The organism is Chryseobacterium sp. LAM-KRS1 (assembly GCF_013184525.1).
GTDB classification, from domain to species: domain Bacteria; phylum Bacteroidota; class Bacteroidia; order Flavobacteriales; family Weeksellaceae; genus Chryseobacterium; species Chryseobacterium proteolyticum.
On record NZ_JAAOIZ010000003.1, the window covers coordinates 644,778 to 668,514 of the forward strand.

General features: G+C 34.6%; 24 protein-coding genes and 1 tRNA gene. 9 read left to right on the forward strand and 16 right to left on the reverse strand.

Annotation, left to right across the window (positions count from 1 at the left end):
• Positions 1–5: 5 nt before the first annotated feature.
• The 3 genes from G9C87_RS10385 to lpxB all read right to left on the reverse strand — a co-directional run bounded on the left by G9C87_RS10385 (position 6) and on the right by lpxB (position 3,838).
• On the reverse strand, positions 6–668 hold the full coding sequence (locus G9C87_RS10385; RefSeq protein WP_172280751.1) for a succinate dehydrogenase cytochrome b subunit: 663 nt from the start codon (positions 666–668) through the stop codon (positions 6–8).
• Positions 669–814: 146 nt separating this feature from the next.
• On the reverse strand, positions 815–2,584 hold the full coding sequence (locus G9C87_RS10390; protein WP_172280753.1) for a ComEC/Rec2 family competence protein: 1,770 nt from the start codon (positions 2,582–2,584) through the stop codon (positions 815–817).
• 150 nt (positions 2,585–2,734) lie between these two features.
• A complete protein-coding gene (gene lpxB, locus G9C87_RS10395; protein ID WP_172280755.1) occupies positions 2,735–3,838 on the reverse strand; it encodes a lipid-A-disaccharide synthase in 1,104 nt (367 codons plus the stop codon).
• 79 nt (positions 3,839–3,917) lie between these two features.
• Between lpxB and G9C87_RS10400 the strand changes: the two genes are divergently transcribed.
• Entirely contained in the window at positions 3,918–4,427 is a 510-nt protein-coding gene (locus G9C87_RS10400) for a DUF2480 family protein (RefSeq protein ID WP_172280757.1), read from the forward strand.
• Positions 4,428–4,545: 118 nt separating this feature from the next.
• Positions 4,546–5,196: a DUF937 domain-containing protein gene (locus G9C87_RS10405; RefSeq protein ID WP_172280759.1), complete on the forward strand. Its 651-nt coding sequence runs from the start codon at positions 4,546–4,548 to the stop codon at positions 5,194–5,196.
• Positions 5,197–5,250: 54 nt separating this feature from the next.
• On the opposite strand, the gene G9C87_RS10410 is transcribed toward G9C87_RS10405, so the two are convergent.
• Positions 5,251–5,370 (reverse strand): 30S ribosomal protein THX, encoded by a 120-nt coding sequence (locus G9C87_RS10410; RefSeq protein ID WP_172280761.1) that lies wholly within the window; start codon positions 5,368–5,370, stop codon positions 5,251–5,253.
• Between the two features lie 258 nt (positions 5,371–5,628).
• Here G9C87_RS10410 and G9C87_RS10415 point away from each other — a divergent pair, with 258 nt between their 5' ends.
• Together G9C87_RS10415 and aspS are read left to right on the forward strand one after the other, a co-directional pair.
• Positions 5,629–6,066, forward strand: a complete 438-nt coding sequence (locus G9C87_RS10415; RefSeq protein ID WP_172280763.1) for an ankyrin repeat domain-containing protein — start codon at positions 5,629–5,631, stop codon at positions 6,064–6,066.
• Positions 6,067–6,208: 142 nt separating this feature from the next.
• Positions 6,209–7,963: an aspartate--tRNA ligase gene (gene aspS / locus G9C87_RS10420; protein WP_172280765.1), complete on the forward strand. Its 1,755-nt coding sequence runs from the start codon at positions 6,209–6,211 to the stop codon at positions 7,961–7,963.
• A gap of 33 nt (positions 7,964–7,996) precedes the next feature.
• Here the strand turns inward: aspS and G9C87_RS10425 are convergent, their stop codons facing one another.
• Positions 7,997–9,286 (reverse strand): adenylosuccinate synthase, encoded by a 1,290-nt coding sequence (locus tag G9C87_RS10425; RefSeq protein ID WP_172280767.1) that lies wholly within the window; start codon positions 9,284–9,286, stop codon positions 7,997–7,999.
• A gap of 83 nt (positions 9,287–9,369) precedes the next feature.
• Positions 9,370–9,939, reverse strand: a complete 570-nt coding sequence (locus tag G9C87_RS10430) for a Crp/Fnr family transcriptional regulator (protein ID WP_172280769.1) — start codon at positions 9,937–9,939, stop codon at positions 9,370–9,372.
• 180 nt (positions 9,940–10,119) lie between these two features.
• Between G9C87_RS10430 and G9C87_RS10435 the strand changes: the two genes are divergently transcribed.
• From G9C87_RS10435 to ligD, 3 genes are all read left to right on the forward strand, one after another.
• A complete protein-coding gene (locus G9C87_RS10435; RefSeq protein WP_172280771.1) occupies positions 10,120–10,905 on the forward strand; it encodes a Ku protein in 786 nt (261 codons plus the stop codon).
• Positions 10,905–11,507: a DNA polymerase ligase N-terminal domain-containing protein gene (locus G9C87_RS10440; protein ID WP_172280773.1), complete on the forward strand. Its 603-nt coding sequence runs from the start codon at positions 10,905–10,907 to the stop codon at positions 11,505–11,507. The genes G9C87_RS10435 and G9C87_RS10440 overlap by 1 nt, the downstream gene beginning before the upstream one ends.
• A gap of 71 nt (positions 11,508–11,578) precedes the next feature.
• Positions 11,579–13,456 carry a DNA ligase D gene (gene ligD, locus G9C87_RS10445; RefSeq protein WP_172280775.1) on the forward strand — a complete coding sequence of 626 codons (1,878 nt, stop codon included), beginning with the start codon at positions 11,579–11,581 and terminating at the stop codon, positions 13,454–13,456.
• A 65-nt stretch (positions 13,457–13,521) separates the two neighbouring features.
• Here ligD and G9C87_RS10450 read toward each other — a convergent pair whose 3' ends face one another.
• The 5 genes from G9C87_RS10450 to G9C87_RS10470 form a co-directional block, all read right to left on the reverse strand.
• A complete protein-coding gene (locus G9C87_RS10450) occupies positions 13,522–14,370 on the reverse strand; it encodes a mechanosensitive ion channel family protein (protein WP_172280776.1) in 849 nt (282 codons plus the stop codon).
• Between the two features lie 350 nt (positions 14,371–14,720).
• A complete protein-coding gene (locus tag G9C87_RS10455; RefSeq protein WP_172280778.1) occupies positions 14,721–15,455 on the reverse strand; it encodes an SDR family NAD(P)-dependent oxidoreductase in 735 nt (244 codons plus the stop codon).
• A 154-nt stretch (positions 15,456–15,609) separates the two neighbouring features.
• Positions 15,610–15,984, reverse strand: coding sequence for a preprotein translocase subunit YajC (gene yajC / locus G9C87_RS10460; RefSeq protein WP_172280780.1), 375 nt, complete (start codon positions 15,982–15,984; stop codon positions 15,610–15,612).
• Between the two features lie 5 nt (positions 15,985–15,989).
• Positions 15,990–16,496, reverse strand: a complete 507-nt coding sequence (locus G9C87_RS10465) for a DUF1573 domain-containing protein (RefSeq protein WP_172280782.1) — start codon at positions 16,494–16,496, stop codon at positions 15,990–15,992.
• A gap of 1 nt (position 16,497) precedes the next feature.
• Complete coding sequence (locus tag G9C87_RS10470) at positions 16,498–17,403, reverse strand: transcription antitermination protein NusB (RefSeq protein ID WP_172280784.1); 906 nt, start codon at positions 17,401–17,403, stop codon at positions 16,498–16,500.
• Positions 17,404–17,493: 90 nt separating this feature from the next.
• On the opposite strand from G9C87_RS10470, the gene G9C87_RS10475 reads away from it, so the two are divergent.
• Together G9C87_RS10475 and G9C87_RS10480 are read left to right on the forward strand one after the other, a co-directional pair.
• A complete protein-coding gene (locus G9C87_RS10475) occupies positions 17,494–19,155 on the forward strand; it encodes an ABC transporter ATP-binding protein (RefSeq protein WP_172280786.1) in 1,662 nt (553 codons plus the stop codon).
• Positions 19,156–19,254: 99 nt separating this feature from the next.
• Entirely contained in the window at positions 19,255–19,590 is a 336-nt protein-coding gene (locus G9C87_RS10480) for a DUF3276 family protein (RefSeq protein WP_034679055.1), read from the forward strand.
• Positions 19,591–19,965: 375 nt separating this feature from the next.
• On the opposite strand, the gene G9C87_RS10485 is transcribed toward G9C87_RS10480, so the two are convergent.
• The 5 genes from G9C87_RS10485 to G9C87_RS10505 all read right to left on the reverse strand — a co-directional run bounded on the left by G9C87_RS10485 (position 19,966) and on the right by G9C87_RS10505 (position 23,678).
• A tRNA-His gene (locus tag G9C87_RS10485) sits at positions 19,966–20,041 on the reverse strand.
• Positions 20,042–20,076: 35 nt separating this feature from the next.
• The gene (gene bshB1, locus G9C87_RS10490) at positions 20,077–20,796 is read right to left on the reverse strand and encodes a bacillithiol biosynthesis deacetylase BshB1 (RefSeq protein WP_172280788.1); all 720 of its coding nucleotides are present in this window, start codon (positions 20,794–20,796) and stop codon (positions 20,077–20,079) included.
• Between the two features lie 83 nt (positions 20,797–20,879).
• Positions 20,880–22,529, reverse strand: a complete 1,650-nt coding sequence (locus G9C87_RS10495; protein ID WP_172280790.1) for a tetratricopeptide repeat protein — start codon at positions 22,527–22,529, stop codon at positions 20,880–20,882.
• 89 nt (positions 22,530–22,618) lie between these two features.
• A complete protein-coding gene (locus tag G9C87_RS10500) occupies positions 22,619–23,491 on the reverse strand; it encodes a PstS family phosphate ABC transporter substrate-binding protein (protein ID WP_172280792.1) in 873 nt (290 codons plus the stop codon).
• Positions 23,481–23,678, reverse strand: a complete 198-nt coding sequence (locus G9C87_RS10505) for a DUF308 domain-containing protein (protein ID WP_373428030.1) — start codon at positions 23,676–23,678, stop codon at positions 23,481–23,483. The genes G9C87_RS10500 and G9C87_RS10505 overlap by 11 nt, the downstream gene beginning before the upstream one ends.
• Positions 23,679–23,737 lie beyond the last annotated feature (59 nt).

Below are 23,737 nucleotides of genomic sequence, written 5' to 3' on the forward strand. Positions count from 1 at the left end.
TGATATTATTGAGTTATAAAATGATAAATCGCGATGAAAATAAATCCAAAAGGAATAAGGATTGAATACCATGTTCCTATCGCTTTAATTACCGGAGTATATTTTGGATGTCTTGCTCCAATTGACTGAAAAGAAGATTGGAATCCGTGAGCAAGGTGTAGTCCCAATAAAACAAATGAGATTACATATAAAGCTACTCTCCAGATATCTGCAAACTTTTCATGCAATTCCGGCCAGAAACGCTCTGCATCAGGTGCAAGCACTTCTACGTACTTATAATTGATTTCGTGAATCCAGAAATCATAAAAGTGAAGCGCTAAAAAAGCTAATATAACAGCTCCGGAGATGATCATGTTTCTGGACATCCATGTAGAATTCGCAGAAGCATTGTTGGAATCATATTTAATCGGACGCGCTTTATTATTCTTAACTTCCAAAACAAATCCCATAATAAAATGGAAAAGTACTGCGAAACCAAGAATAGGTTGCATTAAGAATTGAACAAAAGGATTATACCCCATAAAATCGGACGCTGTATTGAATGCATCTCGATTTATAACAGATAATAAATTTGTTGTTAAATGCAGTATAAGAAAAATCAGCAAAAACATAGCTGATAATGCCATAGCATATTTTCTACCTATTGTAGAACTCGTTAAACCTGCCATATTAAGTTTAAATTTGAATTTCTACAAAATTAGGAAATGTTAACAATACTGAAAAGTGAGAAATCTCACTATTAGCCAGTTTGTAATCTTTCTAAATAAGATTGTAAAAGCTTAATAAATAAGCGAAAATCAGAGAATGACAAGCATCAATTTATCTCATAAATCTTACCCTTGTAAATAATCTTTTTCCTGGTTACGTCCAGACTTTTTAATTCAGCACTTTTTATTCTTCGTGAAGTACAATAAGGATTAACCATATATTTAATAATTTTCTCCCTGTCAGTGGAGTCTGATATCCAAAACAAGGCTTTATTGCCATATTTAATTGAAAGCACTTTATTTTTTCCTGAATCGTGTATTAAAACCTCATCCTTTTGATTTTCTACAATCGTAAAGATAGCTCTTGCAATAAAAAACAAAAGAATAAAACAAATCAGTATCATCCTGTTTTCAAAATTGAATTTCAGTATAACAAACCTCAACCAATAGACAGACACAGATAAAATAAAGACTTCAACAAGATTCATCGGAATATTTTCAAAAAAAAGAGTATCGAAATCAGCAAACCAACGGATACTTGTAAGCAATCCGTTAATCATGATATCATATCCTTGGTTGATCAAATTAAAATCTATATTAAATGCAGCTAAAGCTGCAATAACAAAAGAGCATATAATAATAAGCTCTGAAAAGGGAATTACGATGAAATTAGCAACAATGGAAATAAATGAAAACTGATGAAAGTAGTATAAAACTAAAGGAATTGTTGCAAGCTGAGCAGAAACAGAAACAGATATCGTATTGAAAAGCAATTTTTTAAAATAGCTATCCTGCTTTGGAAAGCATTTTAACAATGGCTGATTCAACCAGAATATTCCTATGACAGCTATAAAGCTTAATTGAAATCCAATGGTAAATAACTGTTGGGAATCCATAAATAAAATGATAAAAGCGGACAAAGCTACAGAATGCAGTACATCTGGTTTTCTCTGGAGTAAAACATAGATAAAATAAACAGTAAGCATAATACATGCCCGCAGAACAGAATTTCCAAATCCAATAAACAAAGCAAACATCCATATAAATATTAAACTCAGTATTACTGTATATTTCCTGAATTTCAAAGGAAGGATCATTCTGAAAATAAAATAGAACAGACCAAAAACCACCATTATATGCGTTCCCGAAATGGCAAGAAAATGCACCAATCCTGATTTGCTGAAATCCTGTATTACCGATGAATCCATTTCTGTTCGATCTGCAAGGATAATTCCCTTTAAAAACTCCCTGTTTTTAGGAGAAATATTTATTCCGTCAATTTTTTGCAAAACTTCAAGCCTTCTCTGCCGAATAGATTCCTTTAAACTCATATCGTTTCTTGCAACGGATAACAGTTCTCCCGACAGGTACATCTGGTACCTTATATTTTTCCGTTTAAGGTAACCGGAGTAATTAAATTGAAAATCATATACAGGAGGTTTCAATTCCTGCATAAAAACCCATCCTTTATAGTAATAATTAAAGTTAAGCTGATGAACATTTTTAGGAATATATAAAATTGACTTGATGTTTTTTCCTTCTGCCTGAGCAATAACCTCATATTTCTTATATTTTTCAGTTGAGTTTAGCTTTCTGACTATTTTAAATGTTACAAGTTCCCTGGATTTCATTACATCAGAATTCAAAGGAAACGTATTCAATGAATGTAAAATAATGCCAAGAAAAAAGAACATCAACGCTAAAAAAATTGGTCTGACCCTATGGGAAAGATAGGACCGGAGAAACAAAGCGAGCAAAAGAACTGAACATAGAATTATTACAATGACAATAAATCTTTTATCAAGTGATACATAGTCCTGAAAAAAGATTCCAAGAATAAAACATATAACAAGAATAAAAAGTGGCTGCTTATTCAATTCGAAAATTTGTGTTACTCAAAAATATTTATTGAGACAAAAATTAACACACCAAAATTTCAGAATCTTTAAAAGACTACTAAATTCGTTTTAAAAAATAAAAATCGCAGAAAAAAATTCTACGATTTATGTTATTTATTATTGAATATTTCAAACTTTCAAAATCACATCTGCAGCATGATCACTTGCCCCGCTTCCACCGAGCTTTTCTTTTAAAAGAACATAATCATTCAATACTTGTGATCTTTTATTTCCCTCCAGTATCTTCTTTAATTCCTCGATTAAATTTCCGGTGTTTAGATCATTTTGGATTAGTTCCTTTACAACCTCCCGATCCATAATCAAGTTTACTAAAGAAATATATTTTATATTTTTAACCAATCTTTTGGCAATAGCATAAGAAATCTTACTTCCACGGTAACAAACTACTTCAGGAACATTCAGTAAAGCAGTTTCCAGTGTTGCTGTACCCGACGTTACCAAAGCGGCTTTTGAACATCTCAGTAAATCATAGGTTTTATTTGAAACAAAATGCACATTATCATCTACATAAGATTCATAAAAATCTTTTGGCAGACTTGGAGCTCCGGCAATCACAAACTGATACTCTTTAAAAGATGATCTCACAGAAAGCATCATTTCCAGCATTTTTTCAACTTCCTGCTTTCGCGAACCTGGTAATAAGGCAATAATTTCTTTGTCATTTAAGCCGTTTTCCTTCTTAAAAATATCTATATCGATTTCCTGTAAACTGGATATGGCATCTAACAGAGGATGCCCTACAAAATGGGAATGAACTCCATGTTTTTTATAAAAGTCTTCTTCGAACGGAAGAATGACCATCATTTCGTCCACATATTTTTTTATGATCTCTACCCTGCCTTCTTTCCATGCCCAAAGCTGTGGTGAAATATAATACACTACTTTTATTCCAAGTTCTTTGGCAAATTTGGCTATTCTTAGATTAAATCCCGGATAATCAATTAAGATTAAAATATCAGGTTGATTATTTTTAATGTCCTCTTTACAGAATTTAATATTATTTAATATCGTCCTGAGATTCATAGCAACTTCCAGAAATCCCATAAAAGCAAGATCACGGTAATGTTTTACAAGGGTTCCTCCCTGCTTAGCCATCAGATCACCTCCCCAGAATCTGAATTCAGCATCCGGATCTTTCTTTTTTAAAGACTTCATTAAATTACTCCCGTGTAAATCTCCTGAGGCTTCTCCGGCAATGATATAATATTTCATTTCTATAATAAGGATAGAGAACAAATTAAAACTTTGTTGGATCTTAATTTGTAAATTTGTTCAAAGATAATGATAAAAAATGTCAGAAGAATTTGAAATCAGAAATAAAGTAAACGAAAGCGGTCTTGTAAATTTTGATCTTGCCACGCTTCTTCCAAAAGGCACAAGAAAAGGAATCGACCTGAAAGATTTTCTTTTTCAGGAAATGATTTTGAAAGAGAAAGAATTTCGTGCACAGGTGGCCGCTATCAATACTGATGAATATAGTGATGCTTACATATACATTTACAATTCGGCAGATGCTATTGTTCCATTGTGGGCTTATTTTGTCCTTACAGCCAAACTTACTGATGTTGCAAAGAAAATAGTCTTTGGTAACCGTGAAGATCTTGAAGTTATTTTAATGCACAATGCAATACAGACTTATGACTTTGATGATTTAAGAGATAAAAGGGTATTGGTGAAAGGATGTTCGGATAAGGAAATTCCTGAGAATGCGTATGTAGAATTAGTAGAACAATTGAAGCCTATCGTAAAATCTCTGATGTTTGGCGAAGCATGTTCCAATGTCCCTATTTTAAAAAACTAAACTCAGTACCAGTTGCTTAGAAAAAATAAAAAACTTTAACAGTAATTTTAGATTAAAAAAATTATTAGGGAATATTTTTTGATAACTTTGGTTTATTAACAATTTAAATAAACACAACATGAGTTTAATCGATTTGCTAACAGGAAACACAAGCAACCAGGTTGCGGTACAGGCTGAAAACAAATTTGGAATCAGCAAAAACCAGATTATTGCTTTGTTAGCTGTAGCAGCACCCCTAATTATTTCGTACTTAAGAAATAAATCTCAGGATTCTAAAGAAGCTGAAGCATTAAACAATGCTCTGGATAAAGACCATAACGGAAGTATCCTGGATGATGCTTCACAAGTTGAAGCAAGACAGGCAGAAGGAGGCTCAATCCTTAGCCACATTTTCGGTAACGACAAACAAAATGTTGAAAATCAGTTATCACAAAATACAGGAATTTCCATTGATAAAATAGGTCCTGTTTTAGCAATGCTTGCTCCGGTTATTATGGGCTATATTGGCAAAGAAAAACAACAGAACAATGTTGGAGCAGGTGGATTGGGAGATCTATTGGGTGGAATTCTTGGAAATGCCTCTAATCAGGCACAGGCTCAGCAATCAAGTCCGTTAAATGACATTCTTGGTAGTGTTCTTGGCGGTGGCGGGCAGGCTCAATCGTCAGGAAATCCATTAAATGATATTTTAGGAAGCGTTCTTGGTGGAGGCCAAAAGCAACAACAAGGCGGACTGGGTGGTATCCTGGGAAGTATATTCGGAAAATAATTTAATTTGTATAAAAAAAAGACCGGGGATTTATTTCCGGTCTTTTTTATTCTGTTACTTCTTTGATTTTTCCTCCGAAGTTTCTAGTGATTTAGAGGCTTTTCTTGGTCTTCTTTTTCCATAGCTGCCATTATTAATTTTACCTCTTCTTGATTTTTTGTCTCCTTTTCCCATAATAAATTATTTGTTGGTTACGTCTAATGTAAGAAAACTTGTAAAAAAGCACAAAATATTGCCGTTAAAATTTTTATAAAACCAGTACACAAAAGACTCAAATTCTCACAAACAATCCTTTAAAATTAGCAGAATTACATTTTGTCATTATTAACAAATAGCATATATTTTATTTAATTTCAAAAATTGAAATCATAATCATAGTAAATTGTATCAAAAAAATAAATTAACTTTGTGTATTCTTAAAATAAAATTTTCATGAAAAAAATAATCTCTACTACATTGGTTTTCGCAATTTCTATTTTTGCTGGTTCATTATTCGCTCAGCAAATTTCAAGTGAACAGAGAATAGCTTTTCAAACAGATAATATTGAAACATTTAAAAAAGCTTTTCCAAAAGAAGACTACGATAAATGTCTGGGAGAAAAAAATATCAGCTACAATCTTTTGGCGTACAGTGTAAGATTCGACAAAAAAAATATTTTTAATTATTTACTTACAAATAATGTAGACGTCAATAAAATCTGCAGCAATCTAAGTCCGCTTATGGCCGCAGCTAAATTTGGAAGACCTGACCTGGCTAAAATATTATTAAAAAAAGGTGCTTCAAAAAATCTGAAGAATGAAAACGGAGAAACAGCCAAAGACATTTCAGTAAAATATAAACAGGCGGCTCTTACAGAAATTCTAAAATAATTTTCTTAAAAAATATATTCAAAAACTTCCTTTGGGAAGTTTTTTTTATTTATAAGACTTTCAAAAATCTTATCTTTGCACTTTAAAATTCAGACCTTAATGAGTCTGATATATAAAGTATAATATCTAACATCTAAAACTAATGTTTCGATCGCACACAAACGGAGAATTATCTCTAAAAAATCTTAATGAAGAAGTTACACTTTCAGGATGGGTACAAACTATCCGTGATAAAGGATTTATGATTTGGATAGATCTTCGGGATCGTTACGGAATTACACAATTGGTTTTAGACCAGGATCGCTCTTCAACTCAATTAATGGAAGAAGCTAAAAAACTGGGACGTGAATTTGTGATTCAGGTTACCGGAAAAGTAATTGAGAGAGTAAGCAAAAATCCTAATATTCCAACCGGAGAAATTGAAATTTTAGTTGAAAAACTAAGCGTTCTTAATGACTCTCAACTTCCACCCTTTACAATTGAAGATGAAACAGACGGAGGTGAAGAATTAAGAATGAAATACCGTTATCTTGATATCAGAAGAAATCCGGTAAAAGATAAATTAATCTTCCGTCATAAAATGGCTCAGAAAGTGAGAAATTACCTTTCAGAAGAAGGTTTCATTGAAGTGGAAACACCTGTTTTAATTAAGTCTACTCCGGAGGGAGCGAGAGACTTCGTGGTGCCAAGCAGAATGAACCCAGGGCAGTTTTACGCACTACCTCAATCTCCACAGACATTCAAGCAACTTCTGATGGTAGGTGGAATGGATAAATACTTCCAGATTGTAAAATGTTTCCGTGACGAAGACCTGAGAGCAGACAGACAGCCTGAATTTACACAGATCGACTGCGAAATGGCCTTCGTTGAACAGGAGGATGTGATGAATGTATTTGAGGGAATGACCAAAACATTGCTCAAAGATATTACCGGACAGGAATTCGGAGCTTTTCCGAGAATGACTTTCGCAGAAGCGATGCAAAAATATGGGAATGACAAACCGGATATCCGTTTCGGAATGGAATTCGTGGAGCTTAATGAACTGGTAAAAGGAAAAGATTTTAAAATATTTGATGATGCGGAATTGGTAGTTGGAATTAATGTTGAAGGCTGTGCAGACTATACCAGAAAACAGATCGACGAATTGGTGGACTGGGTAAAACGTCCTCAAATCGGAGCCTCAGGGATGGTGTGGGCAAAATTCCAGAATGATGGTGTAAAAACATCATCTGTTAACAAGTTTTACAACGAAGAAGACTTAACAAAGATTATTGAAAAATTCGGGGCGAAAGAAGGAGATTTGATGCTTATTCTTTCAGGAAATGAAAATAAAGTAAGAGCTCAGCTTTCCGCATTGAGAATGGAACTGGGAAACCGTTTGGGATTAAGAAAAGGAGATGTATTTGCTCCTCTTTGGGTAGTCGATTTCCCACTATTGGAATTTGACGAGGAAACTCAGAGATACCACGCGATGCACCATCCTTTCACTTCTCCTAAGCCGGAAGATATTCACCTGCTGGAAACTGATCCCGGAAAAGCCAGAGCAAATGCTTATGATATGGTTCTTAATGGAAATGAAATCGGAGGAGGATCAATCAGAATTTTCGACAGGGAACTTCAATCTAAGATGTTTGATTTATTAGGTTTTTCAAAAGAAGAGGCGGAAGCACAATTTGGGTTCTTGATGAACGCATTTAAATATGGAGCTCCTCCTCATGGTGGTTTAGCTTTCGGGTTTGACCGTTTGGTGGCCATTCTTGACGGAAATGAAGTGATCAGAGATTATATTGCCTTTCCTAAAAATAACTCGGGACGTGATGTGATGATTGACGCACCGGCATCAATTGCTGATGCACAGCTGGATGAACTGGAATTACAATTAAATTTAAAAGCATAAATTAAAGCGAGGTTTTTACCTCGCTTTTTTATTTTATACTATCTGAGATATCAGTTTTGAAGTCATCTTTATCATATCTTCCCTGCCAGGTCCCGTAGAAAGATAACTCACAGGAATTTCAAGCTCATTTTCAAGAAATTGAATAAACTCCAATAATTCCTCGGGTAAAGAGGAAGGATCTTTACATTCTGAAAATTCAGTTTTCCATCCTTTCATCCGACGGAAAACCGGACGTGCTTCATCATCAGTCATTAAACCTGACACTACAGTCTGATCTTTGACTTTATAGTGAGTACATATAGCCACAGACTCAAAGCCATTCAAGACATCCGCTTTGGTAATGATCAATTGAGTCACTCCATTAATCATTACAGCATATTTTAAAGCAGGCAGATCCAGCCACCCTACTCTTCGGGGCCGTCCTGTATTAGAACCAAACTCATTACCTGTTTGCCTTATCTTCTCACCTGTTTCGCCAAAAAGCTCCGTAAGAAAGGCACCATTTCCTACCCTGGTACAATATGCTTTTGTAACCCCATAGATTTCGCCTACCTTTTTAGGCGAGACTCCCAAACCGCTGCACGCTCCTGAAGCAATCGTTGTAGATGATGTAACGTAAGGATAGGTTCCGTGATCTATATCGAGTAATGTTGCCTGTGCACCTTCTGCAAGAATTTTTCTTCCACTCTTAATCGATTCATTTAAAAACACTTCAGCTTCTATCCATCGAAATTTTTTCAAAAACTCTATAGCATCGAAAAATGTATCTTTCAGATCTGTTATCGGAGGAAGTATCTGACCATAATCTAACAGCTGCTGATAGTCTCTTTCTACAATATGATTTACTGTTTCATTAAAGTCGGATCTATCAATATCACCCACTCTTAGATTCTGCCGCAGAATTTTGTTAGCATAGGCCTGTCCTATACCATTTTTAGTTGTACCAATTGTATTATAGGATGAATTCTCTTCCATAAATACGTCCATTAATGTATGTGTGGGTAACACAAGATGTGCTTTCCTAGATACAGTCAGGCGTTTTTCAACCTGAATATTCATATCAAAAGCATTTAGTTTCAAAACTTCCTGCTTGAAATTAACAGGATCCAATACGATCCCTGCCCCGATTACATTGTCTACTCCTTCTATAAATATTCCCGAAGGAAGAGTTTTCAATGTTATTCTTTTTCCATTTCGCTCAATACTATGTCCTGCATTCGCTCCTCCGTTGAAACGTGCGACAATGTCATAATTCCGACTGATCAGGTCAATGAATTTACCTTTCCCTTCATCTCCCCACTGTAATCCTAATACGATATCCATATTTTATAATTTATCTCTTTTTACAGAGCAAAACTATAGCATGAATACGAGGGGGCAATTGTCATTTGACAAGAAAGGGAAATCTATATTATATTTTTTCTGATCCGGCTGAATGAGGAGGGAGTAATTCCGAGATAAGACGCCAACATTGCCTGAGGAACACGGTTTGCCAATCCGGGATAATGATCCAGAAAATGAAGATACCTGGATTTCGCATCCAGGCTCAGCATCGTGCTGGCAACCTTTAGCTTATTCTCTGCTACAAAAGCATGCAACTTAGCGATCAGAACCGGCCAAACAGATATTCTGCTTTCTATGGTTCTAAAATGATTAAAATCTATGACCCATAAAGTTCCATCCGTAATTGCTTCTATATACTCGTTAGAAGGGGTCTGATTAACAAAACCCTGAAAATCTCCGATAAACCGGCCTTCATAAATAAAATATCGTGTACAATCGTCTCCTTGTTTATTATAATACAATGAACGAAATACACCTTCTTTTACAAAGGCAATCATCTGGCTTATCCTGCCCGCCTCTACAAATACCTCTCCTTTTTGGATAGTTAGTTCCTGTACTCCAACAGCAATCAGGTCTTTCTCTTCTTCACTTAGTTCCGCGAATTTCCTTATGTAACTGAATAGCTCTTTCATTCTTTATTCATTGGTATTTTAAAGATATACAAATACTTTTTATTCTCAATTGACAATTGAGAATAAAACAAAAACACATTTTTCTTTTTACATTTTATAAAATCATAATAAAGTACCACATTACGTAAATATTTTTCATACGGCACAATCATTGTACGTTATCTAAACAAACATAGTACAATGAAAGCAATCTGGAATGGCGCCATTGGCTTTGGCTTAGTAAATATCCCTGTTAAAATATATTCAGCAACAGAAACCAGCAAACTGGATCTTGACATGCTGGATAAATCTGACTTTTCTAACATAAAATTCAAAAGAGTTAATGAAAAAACAGGGAAAGAAGTAAAGTGGGAAAATATTGTGAAGGCTTACCTGATGGAAGACCGGTATATTGTTCTCGACGATGAGGATTATGCAGCGGCAAGTCCTGAAAAAAGCAAAATATTATCGATCGACCAGTTTGTAAAAGAATCTGAAGTAGATAGTGTTTATTTTGAAAATCCATATTTTCTTGAGCCCCAGAAAAATGGGGAAAATGCTTACAGGCTTCTCATGAAAGCTTTAACAGAAACCGAAATGGTAGGTGTAGGAACATTTGTATTGCGCGAAAGTGAAGCAATAGGGATGATCAGGCCATACAATGAAGAGGTTCTTATTCTCAACCGATTACGCTTTGATCAGGAAATAAGAGATTACCATGATTTAAAAATCCCGGCTAAAAAAGCTCCTAAACCTGCAGAATTAAAAATGGCAGTAAGCCTTATTGAGCAGCTTTCCCAGAAGTTTGATCCTACGATGTATAAGGATACTTACTCTGAATCACTCATGAAGATCATTAAACAGAAAGCTAAAGGTAAGAGTGTTAAGGCTCAGAAAGCTGAACCTGCAAAAGAAGGAAAAGTAATTGATTTGATGGCTCAATTAAAAGCTAGTTTACAAAGTTCAAAATCTAAAAACGCATCCTGATGGCTCTTAAAGATTATAACGAAAAAAGGAAATTTAACGAAACAAGTGAACCTAAAGGCAAAACAAAAAAGAGTAAGGATCAGCTTATTTTTGTCATCCAAAGACATGCTGCCTCACATCTTCATTATGATTTTCGTTTAGAGATGGAAGGAGTTCTAAAAAGCTGGGCAGTTCCTAAAGGCCCTTCTTTAGATCCAAAGGATAAACGTCTGGCTATGATGGTTGAAGACCACCCTTATGACTATAAAGATTTCGAAGGAAATATACCCGAAGGAAATTATGGAGCCGGACAAGTCGAAGTCTGGGATAGTGGAACTTATGAACCTTTAGAGAAAGACAGCAAGCTTTCTGACGAAAAAGAATTGTTAAAAGAACTTCATGCAGGATCTTTGAAATTTATTTTACACGGTAAAAAGCTGAAAGGTGAATTTGCTTTGGTAAAAATGAAAAACACGGAAGGGAATTCCTGGTTACTCATAAAACATAAGGATGACTTTGCAGAAGCTGGCTATAATGCCGAAGACAATACCTCTCCCAAATCTTTGGTAACAAAATTCTTAGAGGAAAAAAAAAGCCTAAAAAACAACAAAAAGAAGTCATAACATCAAAGCCTGAATTTAAAAAATTCAATGCATTAGCTGATGAAAAGAAGCTTACCTCTTTCATTAAGCCTATGTTGGCGAAGTCCTATGAAAAAGCATTTGATTCCCCGGAATGGATCTTTGAAATCAAATGGGACGGCTACAGGGCTATAGCCGATCTGAGCAAAAATGATCCTTTATTTTATTCAAGAAACGGAATTTCTTTTTTATCAAAATTCAGAAAAGTTACCCAAGACTTTAGTCTTCAAAAGCAAAAAATGATTTTGGATGGAGAAATTGTGGCCTATGACGAAAACGGAAAACCCAATTTCCAACTATTACAACAGATTGGTGATAATCCTGATCTCGCCCTGGTATATCAGGTTTTTGATCTGCTTTGGCTGAATGGCCATTCTACCGAACAACTCCCATTATTGCAAAGAAAAGAGCTGTTAAAAGAAGCATTGGTAGAAACAGAAATGATTAAATATTGTGACCATATCCCTGAAAATGGAATCAGTTTTTTCAATCAGATGGAAAAAATGCAACTTGAAGGCATGATCGCAAAAAAATCCGATAGCCAGTATGTTGAAAATCACAGAACTTCTGATTGGTTAAAAATAAAATTCACCAGTACTGAAGAAGTCATTATCTGTGGATTCACAGAACCCAGAGGTTCCAGAAAAGGCTTCGGAGCATTGATATTAGGAAAATATAAAGGTGGAAAGCTCATTTACTCCGGACATACAGGAACGGGATTCAATAGTGAATCTTTGAATCAACTTCATCAGCGTTTGGAAAAGTTAATTATAAAAAATTCACCGTTTGACAAAATCCCCAAAACCAATATGCCAGTCACATGGGTAGAACCGAAACTGGTTTGTGAAATCAAATATTCTGAAATCACCAAGGACGGAATTTTCAGACATCCTGTTTTTATCACGATCCGGGAGGATAAAAACCCGGAAGAAATCAATGATTCCGCCAATAAAGTGAACCCAAAAAATGAAAAACCTAAAAAAATGAAAGCCACTACATCATCAAAAAATACTGAAAAAGAAAAGGAAGTTACTTTAGATAAGCATAAAGTAAAATTGACAAATCAAGATAAAATATATTTTCCGGAAGATGGTATATCAAAAGGAGATGTGATTGAATACTATCAATCGGTTGCCAGATATATTTTACCGCATCTGAAAAACCGTCCGTTATCCTTAAACCGTTTCCCAAACGGAATTGAAGAACAAGGTTTTTATCAGAAAGATGCCAGTGACAATACTCCGGAATGGGTAAAAACAACACAGGTTTATTCTGAATCCAACGATAAATATATTGATTATATCTACTGTAATGATAAAGCCACACTCGCTTATCTTAATAATCTAGGTTGTATAGATCTCAACCCCTGGAACAGTTCACTCCCTGATCTTGAACATCCCGATTATTTAGTGCTTGATCTCGATCCCTCTAAAAAAAATACATTTGATGATGTTATTGAAACCGCCTTACAGGTAAATGAAGTCCTGAAGTCAATTAAAGTGAAAGGGTATTGTAAAACATCAGGAAGTACCGGAATTCACATCTATATTCCGATGGGAGGTAATTATGAATTCGATCAGGTAAAGGATTTTGCTCATATTGTCATGAAACAGGTCAATGAAAAACTTCCTAAAATAACCACCTTAGAAAGAAGCCTTCAAAAAAGGGATGATAAGAAAATCTATCTGGATTACCTTCAAAACAGAACAGGACAAACGTTGGCAAGTGCTTACAGCTTACGTCCAAAACCGGGAGCTTCGGTTTCTATGCCGATTGCATGGGAAGAATTAAAGCCCGGATTAAAACCTACAGATTTCAATATCCACAACGCACTTGACAGGATTAAAGAAAAAGGAGATTTATTTAAACCGGTTTTAGGAAAAGGAATTGATATGATGAAGGCGTTGGATTTATTGCAGAATTTAGGATAAATCAACGCCTTGATGAAATAAAAAAACCTGCATTTTATCAATGCAGGTTTTTCATTATAAGATTTTTAGTTATTATTATATACATGTACATCCCTTTGTGGAAAAGGAATTTCAATTCCTGCCTTATCAAGGGCTGCCTTACAAGCTATAATCAATTCTTCATTCATTGCCCAGAAATTTTCATTAGTGGTCATTACCCTTACAGACAAATTCACTGCACTATCTCCTAGCTCGGTAACAACTACTTGTGGCGCAGGTTCCTTAAGAGCATATTCATTCTGATGTATTGCCTCCAGCAGTATTTCTTTAGCTTGCTTTAGATCTGCATTATAAGAAACTCCTATATCAAACCACGTTTTTCTTGTTCCCAACTGCGTATAATTGGTAATACTCTTGTTGGAGATTTCACCATTAGGGATTACGATCAACTGATTCTGAGGCGTAATAAGCCTTGTATGGAAAACGTCTATTGCATTTACCGTTCCGGATACTCCTGAACTTGCCGAAATAAAGTCTCCGATCTTAAATGGTTTTAATAATAAAATAAGAATGCCTCCCGCAAAATTCGTTAAAGATCCCTGTAAAGCCAATCCAACCGCTAATCCGGCAGCACCTATCATGGCGACAAAGGCTGAAGTCTGTACTCCTAATTGGGTAACCACTACAATAAAGAGCAGGATATTAAGTCCCCAGTTGATAATATTTAATAAAAAAAGCTGTAAGGACGGCTCCATATTACGTCTTTTAAAGGCTTTTTCAACAAGTCTTTTAATCATCCTGATCATCCACGATCCTACCAAATATATCAGGAATGCTGAAATCACAGCTGTAATAATTTTCGGTGCCCATGCAATAGCTGAGGTCAAGAAGGTGTCCCACTGTTGTTGAACGTTGTCTAATTTTAAATCATCCATTTTGTATTTATTTAAATTGATATGTTATTTTTCTGATAAATTCTGAAACGATCCATATACCATAAAAAAATTAACCTTAAACCCTGGTTTAAAGTAATCTATATAATAAAAAGTATTGGATATCAGAACGACCTGTTCAGGTGCACTCAATGATCATTTTTCGAAATTTATTCAGGTAAAAGAATCATTTCAGATTTTAAAAATACTGAAAAAAAGAATGATTTCCAATTTCTATACCGTACTCCTTTTTTGAAAAAGAGCAGTCTTTTTGAGACTTAAAAATTAAAAATAAACAGATTTAAGAGTTTAATTAAAATTTATTTAGAAAAATAAAAATTCAGCGAAAAATATCATGGTAATTTTGCCACCATACTTCCAGGTAAAATTTTCAAAATAAAATAAATAATTTTCCATTTAAAATTCGGGACTATAGTAAATGAGCTCCCTGCATTGACCACAAAGTTCGCAACATAATCCGGTTCCATTATCAGGGATTCCGTAAGCTTCAGACCTGTATTCATTTTAGTGCGAATATATCCAATGACCAATGCATTGACAATAATATTTCTTGAAGATAATTCCTGTCGGAGACCGGCTAAATATTGTGTGAATGCAGATTTTGTGCTTCCATATATAAAATTACTTTTTCTTCCTCTTACGCCGGAAAGTGAAGAAAGTCCGATAATTCTCTCAAGGTTATTATTACTTTTGTCCATAGCAATAATATTAAGAATTGAAACCCCACCCATATAGTTTACCTGCATCATCTGGTATGCACCTTTAAAATCAAGCAAAGCTTTTTGATTGTCAACCAGAAATCCGGCTGCATAAACTACAATAGCCGGTTTTATCACCAGGTTATCATAAAATTGCTGATGCGAAGCAAAATCGGAAGCATCAAAATATATAATCTTAATTTTCGCTTGATCTAATTGATTTTCTTTAACAAAATTTTCCAGCGAGTCCGTATTTCTGGAAGCCGCAATTACTGAGTATCCTTTTTGCAGATACTGCTTAAAAGATTGTTTTGCAACATCAGAATTTGCTCCTAAAATAAGAACTGTTTTGTTTATATTTTGCTTCATAGGACAAAGATAATTTAAAACTATAAAAATAGTAAGGATTTAATGCCAACAGGAATTTATTGGTTACCATTTTTGTCGGCTTATCTCTATATAAAAGACCGGCGCGGTGAACTTTGTTCACCGCGCCGGTCATATTCTCTTTTAAACTAAAAAATTATTTCTTTTCAGTATCAATTTCTTTTTTCTCAGCAGTTTTTTCAGCTGCTTTAGTTGCTTTTTCTCCAAAACGATTGTCTGTAAATTCTCTTGATACAGCCGCTTTTTCGAACTTTAACTTTCCTGATAATGTTTCAATAACAAAACCATCATCCTGGATTTGAGCAATTCTTCCATGAAGGCCTGAAGTTAGTACTACCCTGCTTCCTACTTTCAGATTTTCCTGAAAGGTTTTCTCCTGCTTCTGTTTTTTCATTTGTGGCCTTATCATTAAGAAATAAAAACCTACAAACATCACACCCATCATGATCAGCATCATTGAAGATGATCCTCCTGCCGGCTGTGCCTGTAAAAAAATGGTTAATGTATTCATTTTAATTAAGGTTGAATATTCGCAGTGAATGTTAATTTAATTGGAGATTTTTCTACGTTCGCATATACGTCAGCATATTTCTGAACATTTCCATCGAAACTTGAAGAATCAAAATGTAAGGTAATCTTTCCTTTTTTACCTGGTAAAATAGGCTCTTTAGTAAAGTCAGGAGCTGTACATCCGCATCCAGGCTTAACTTCAGAAATTACCAATGGATTTTTACCTGTATTGGTTACTTCATAAACATGCTCTACTTTATCTCCTTTTTTGATATTTCCAAAATCGAAATTGCTTTCAGATAAAGCAAGTGAAGTTGAAGGTTGGTTAGATTGAGCCGGAGTTACCGCTTCTGTTGTTGCAGGAGCTACCGGAGAATCAGCGGGAGTTGTTGCAGCAGCAGAGGAATCTGTTGCTACAGATTCAGCAGTTTGAGCCTCCTTGTTTTCTTTTTTACAAGAAACTAAACCAAAGCCTATAATAGACAAAGCGATAATTGATAACGTCTTTTTCATGTTAAATTCTATTTTGATCTTTACAATATTTATCTAAAATTCCGTTAATGAAGATATTGGATCTGTCTGTAGCAAATACTTTAGCAATTTCAATATATTCATTGATAATAACTCTTGATGGTGTAAAAGGAAAATTATCAAGTTCCGATATAGCGGTAGACAAAATAACTTTATCCATTAAAGAAACTCTTTCCAAATCCCAGTTTTCCAATCTTTCACTTAGTTTCTTTTCATTATTTTCCCAATTGTTCAAAGTATCTCTTAGAAGTTTAGCTGCAAAAGCCTTATCATCTTCATCCTTGATCATTTTGATTAATGTTCTGCTTTCTTCATCTTCCTTCAGAAATCCAATTGTCTTTTGAACCATTGAATTGGAAATGTGAATATCATCAGACCAGGTCAGTTCCTTGTCTCCAAGATAATCATGAAAATCTTCATTTTCAGCGATATAGCGCAAAAATAATTTTCCGATAAACTTCTGGTCCTCTTCAAAAGAATATTCTTCTACTTTCATGAAATCCTGGTAACGTTTCCCTGCAGTAATTCTCTGGAAAGTTTTTACCAATAGATCATCATGTAAATCCCATTTCAATTCTTTATGTTGCCCTGTAAAGAATAGCCTTTCAGGGTTTTCCTCTAGTTTGATCAACACCTGATTGTTAATAAATTTCTGGTTGGGATTAATATCAGAATCTGTTTTCAGATATTTTTTCTTCCCAATTTCCATCTGGTTTTCAGCAAGCGCCTTTAGACCTACTAAAAAATTCAGTTGGTAAATATAGAGATGATAGATTTTCTCTATACCCGAAAACATGTTTTTCTCTAAAACATCAAATTTAATCGGATTCTGGTAGTATGAATACACATTTTCCACCACTTTTTCACGGATTTGTCTTCTTCCTAACATTCAAAGAGCTTTTTATGGGTGCAAAGATACAAAATTTAAAATTTATCGAATTCGTAGTGTGAAGGTATTTTTGTAATTTTGTAAAACTATATGAAAGCTTTAAAAACCCTGAACCCCTACTTTTGGAAACACAAGATATTGTTGTTTTGGGGGCTGTTATTTATCATTGCCAGTAATTTTTTTAATACATATAAAGTTCAGTTTGTAGGAAAATCGGTTGATGAACTTACCAAAAACGGACAAATGGGATTCAACAGGCAGGTATTGATTTACGTTGCCATTATTGTTGGTTGTTCGTTATTGACGGGATTCTTTACTTTCATGATGAGACAGACCATTATTGTAGCGTCAAGGAGAATTGAATATGAGCTTAAAAATAAAATCTACAGACACTATCAGGAGCTTTCCCTTACAGATTATAAGCAGACGACTATCGGTGACCTCATGAACCGATTGAGCGAAGATATTGTAGCGGTAAGAATGTACCTTGGACCGGGAGTCATGTATGTCGTAAATTTACTGGTGTTACTTCTTATTACCAGCATCTATATGATAAAAACGGACGTATCCATGACTTTATGGACATTACTACCACTTCCGATTTTGTCATACCTTATTTTTAAAGTAAGTTCAATTATTAACAAGAAGTCAAAGATAATGCAGAAAAGCCAGTCCGGTATTTCAACTTTTGTACAGGACAGTTTTTCGGGAATAAGAGTTGTAAAATTCTTTGCCAGGGAAAATTATATCAAAAAGAATTACGGGGCAAAGGTAACCGATTACCAGGATAAGGCATTAGACCTCGCAAAGACAGAAGCTTATTTTTTTACTATTATTTTATTTGTAATCGGATTGCTTAACGTAGCCATCATCGTCATCGGTGGACAAAAATATATTGCAGGACAACTAAGTATCGGTAAAATAGCCGACTTTTTCATGTACATCAATACCCTTATATTTCCTTTTTCAATGGTAGGATGGGTAACATCAGTCAATCAACGAGCAGAAGCCTCCATGCAGAGAATCAATGAGTTTCTGGATAAAAAATCTGAAATCATTAATAAAAATTCTGATCAGTATAAAATCAAGGGAGATATTGAATTTAGAAATGTTTCATATGTGTACCCTAACACAGGAATAAAAGCTTTAGAAAATTTAAGCTTTACAATTAATGCGGGACAATCATTGGCGATTATGGGGAAAACAGGAAGCGGAAAATCTACGATCGCCTTATTGCTATGCCGTTTAATAGACCCTACTGAAGGTGAAATTCTGATTGACGGGAAAAATCTTAAGGACCACAATCTCGAAGTGTACAGGGATTTTATTGGCTATATTCCTCAGGAGAGCTATTTATTCTCGGATACTATAGAAAATAATATTGGATTTGCGATCGACCATCCGTCCCATGAGAAAGTAGTAGAATATGCTAAAATCGCAGACGTTCATAAAAACATCATAGGATTTAAAGAACAGTATAAAACGACGGTTGGAGAGCGTGGAGTGATGCTTTCGGGAGGACAAAAGCAAAGAATTTGTATCGCCAGAGCCCTGATTAAGGATCCAAATATCATTATTTTTGATGATTCTTTATCTGCATTAGATACCGAAACCGAACAAAATATACTGCAAAATATTGAGTCAAAAATCCACAATGCAACCTCCATAATTATCACACACAGAGAGTCTAGCGCACAAAGAGCTGACAAAATCCTTAATCTTACTGAAATTACCAATTCTGTAACTGCTTAGCCGATTCATTCAAAATTGTTAAATAAATCATAAAAAAAATTTTGTGATTAAAAGAAATCTTTTATATTTGTTCTTAACAAGATTAAAAAATATCTAACAATGAGTGAATACAAGGAACGCCATGAAAATGAAATTTTCACGAAGGTGTTAAAAGCAGGAAGAAGAACATATTTCTTTGATGTGCGTGAGACGAAAGCGGGGGATTATTATCTTACGATTACCGAAAGTAAAAAGAACTTCGGTGAAAATGGAGAGGCTACATTTGAAAAACACAAAATTTACCTTTACAAAGAAGATTTTAAGAGTTTCCAGGAAATGTTCAATGAGTCAACAGATTTCATCATTAATGAAAAGGGTGAGGATGTAATTTCAGAAAAACATGACAAAGACTTCAAAAGCAAATCTTATACTATAGATTCTGACGACGAAGTATAAAAAAAGAATATCTAAAAACACAAGCATCTGAAAAAAGGTGCTTTTTTTATGTCTATTTTTTTACAGGATTATTCTAAGAACAATGGATTTAAAAGATGCAAAAGAGTACTTTTAAATCTAAATACCTATGATGTACCACTCATTAACAGTAATTATGCTAGAAATATGCTATAAAAATCTCTCTAGAATATTCTCTTATTATTTATCACTTCACATTCTATTTCAATCAAGTATTCCCCTTAAAACATCATCAAAATAAAAATCTATCCTGATCCTAAAATAAAATTAAAAGTTTGTGATATTTTTTTGGATAAAAAAATGAAACATCAGAAAGGTATAAAATAAAAAAGTACACTTTAAAAGTGTACTTTCTTTGGGTGAATGATGGGTCTCGAACCCACGACCTTCGGAACCACAATCCGACGCTCTAACCAACTGAGCTACAATCACCGTTTTGTGGTTGCAAATATAGGAAAGATTTTTTAATTACAAAACAATTCCTTCAAAATTTTTCAAAGCAATTAACTTCTCTGTCGTAAATCCCTCAGCGTAAGCAACTCCCGATAGACGCCCTAAATCCTGAGCTCTGTATGTTAAGCTTTCCAGAAAGTCTTTTGTAGCAATCGGAGTTACTGGTTCGGTAGAATTCGGATCATAAAACTGAGTTTTAAATGCAAGGCATGCTTCAATTTTCTTATCCAGATATTCTGAAATATCAATTACAAATTCAGGTTGAATATGTTTCCATTGGATATAATGAAAAATGTGTTTAGGTCTCCATACGTCCTGGCTTTCTCCTCCCTCTACAGTTTCTATCTTTCTAAGACCAGCTAAAAAGCACGCATCGGAAACTAATTTCGCTCCTTTTGCATGATCCGGATGTCTATCATCAATCGCATTGGCTAAGACGATTTCCGGGCGGTATTTGCGGATCATTTTTACAATCTTCATCTGATACTCTTCTGAATTAACAAGAAACCCGTCTTTCATACCTAAATTTTCCCTTGCGGAAACCCCAAGAATTTTTGCAGATTCAGCAGCCTCCATTTTTCTGGTTTCGTCTGTTCCTCTTGTTCCCAGTTCACCTTTTGTAAGATCTACAATAACACATTTTTTTCCTTCTGATATCAATTTGGCAATGGTACCTCCACAACCCAGTTCTACGTCATCAGGATGCGCTCCAAAAGCAAGTATGTCTGTTTTCATATTTTTCAAAGATAAGGCTTAAAATAAAAACTTCCCAAACATTATGAATGGGAAGTTTTAATATATATAATTTAAATTTTAAATTACTTATTGATCTCACCGTTAAGTTTAACAGCATCCTGATAAGTCGGATCCAACTGAACAGACTTAGCAACATAATCTTTAGCTTTAGCTAGATCAGAATCTTTGCTCATATAAGCTACGGCAAAGTAAGCATAAGCTAAAGTTTGTTTATTAGCCTCTACATCTGCTGGCTTAACAGTAGTGATGAATTTTTCATACGCTATTTTCGCAGCATCATTATTCCCAGCTTGTTGGTAAGAATAACCTAAACTGTAATAAGCAGGAGCCCAATCAGGAAGAAGTGTACTCATTTTCTGCCATGTTAATATAGCTCCGTTCCAGTTTTTAACATCCTGGTAAGCAGTCGCTAATTTGAATAATGAATCTGTATCCTGCGCATTAGCTGCTACTTTTTGCTTTAATCCTTCAATGGTAGGGTTTGTAGGTCCTGCATCAGCTGATCCCTGAGAAGCTCCTCCTCCGGCAATCTTAGCTAATTCCATATCCCATTTCATTGTTTCATCTTTTGCAGCTTTTGCAATAGCTATTTTCTGCTGAGCTTCAGTTGTTAAAGCAGTTTTCTTTGCTGCATCTTTTTCATCCTTAGCCAATCCAGCGGCAATTAAACCTTGTAATCCCTGGTCAGCAGGTTGTACTCTTGATTTATCCGCCTGAGAAACGAAAGTATCCATGTTTTGCTTAGCCTCTGCATATTTACCTTCAGAATATAATTGATAAGCTCTCAATTTGAACTTAATAGGATCATCAATTTTATCAAAGATCTTATCTAAAACAGTTCTTGAATTGTTATAATCTTCGTTTGTAAAATAAAGCTTAGCGATTTCTAATTGTGTATATGGATCTTCATCCGCATATTTAGTATAATTGATCAAGTCCTGAGTCGCTTTATCATTTTGCTGATATTTAATATCATAGGCAGCCAAAGCTTTATAAGCAGGTGCATATGTAGCATCTACAGCAATTGCTTTATCAATATTCTCTTTAGCTAATTTCCATTGCTGAGCAGCCATCCATAAGGTACCCATTCTGGTATAAACAGAAGCTTTATTTTTAGCCAGAGGTAACGCTTTATCATAAGCAGTCATAGCATCACCAGGGATTTTTTTCAATCTGTAAGCGTCTCCCAGTGTATAGTAATAATTCGCAGGAACTTCTTTTTTCTGTGCTCTTTCAATTGCCTTATTAAGGAATTGAATGGCAAGATCAGGAGAGTTATTTTTCTCAAATAAAGTTAAAGCCTCTGCAGCTCTGAACAGTACTTCAGCATCTTTTTCTCTTGAATCGCTAACAATTTTCTGTATTTCTGCAACAGCTGCCTTATCACCTTTTCCAAGCTTTACAGCCGCCAATCCGATCTTGTTTAAATAGCTTTTGCTGTCTGCTGCAAGACCTTTATTGAAGCTTTCAGTTGCTTTAGCAAAATCCGGCTCACCTTGTCTTAGAAAAGTATTTCCTAAATAGAAATAATTTTCAGCAGTAGGAGCTTTAGCAATCATATCAGTGAACTGAGTCTTTGCCTGGGCAAATTTATCACTGTCGATACTGTTAATACCATCTTGCAATGTTTGTGCAAACGAAAAATTGGCAAAAAATACCACCGCTGCTCCAAAAGCAATCTTTTTTACATTCATAATCATTATATCTTTCATTTTATATTTTCTAAATCGAGTAATATTATACACAATTTTCAGACCAAAATAGTGTATTTATTTGGGGGATAAAGTCAATTTAATATTTTTTAACGCATTTGCACCTCTCTTTTGTAAATATTGTAGGGTTGCAAACCTTCCTTCTGCACAATCATTTGCCCTAATTGGGTACATGAATATCTGATGAAACCATTGGCAATGTTAAAGTTTCCTTCATTTGTTAAAAAATACAAAACTCTAGTAAAAGGATATTTCATTTCACGCAGTCCTGCAAAATCCGGAGTATATAATTTTCCTTTGTTTTCAACCGGCAATACTTTAACCATATCCCTTAATTTTTCAGAAGTTTTATCATAAGGGCGGCTAAAGGTATTAAGACCTATGACACCAATTTTATCGGGATATTTATTGAGCTGTTCAATGATATTTTCATTACCTGGAATCACAGAAAATTGGAGATCTTTAGGCTGCTTCTTAAGCTTCTGAGCCACATAGTTTAAGTTACTAGAATTAGTCCCGTCAAAAACAAATTCCTTTTTATCAGAAAGAAGACCGTTTTGAATTTCATCCATTGAAATACTGGTCCTGGTAGAATTTTTTGGAACAATAAAAACAACTGCGTCAGCAGCAAATCTGGCAGGCAAAAATTTAGAACCCACCTGCTCTTTAAAAGCTTTAAGCTCTTCAGGACTTAAATCTCTGGACATTACCGCTACTCTGGCCTTTCCTTTCAGAAGGTCTAAAAAGCCCAGGTCTTCCTTCCTTGTAACTACCTTTAGGTGCGCTTCAGGATAATTAATCATGTATCCGTCGGCTAAGGCTTCCGTAACACTTTTAAAGGATTCATCAGTAAGGATTGTAAGATCTCCCTTATAATAGGATGGGGATTTGTCTTCTTTTTTACAGCTTACTGCAACTATACTTAAGACAAAAAGTATGATTACTTTAAAATTATTCTTCATTTCCTGAATTTTTTATTCTTGAAACCGCTCTGTAAATTCTAAAGATTCCATACAGAATCATAACACCTCCAAGAGGGTACGCTACAGTAGGCTCTAAAATAATAAAGAAGAATTTGTAAAAAATAACTACAATTCCTAAAACGATATAAAACAATCCCGTAACCAGGGATAACCAATTGAACATCATATAACAAAAATACCAAAAAAAATAAAAAGAGAAGCATATGCTTCTCTTTTTTAATTATT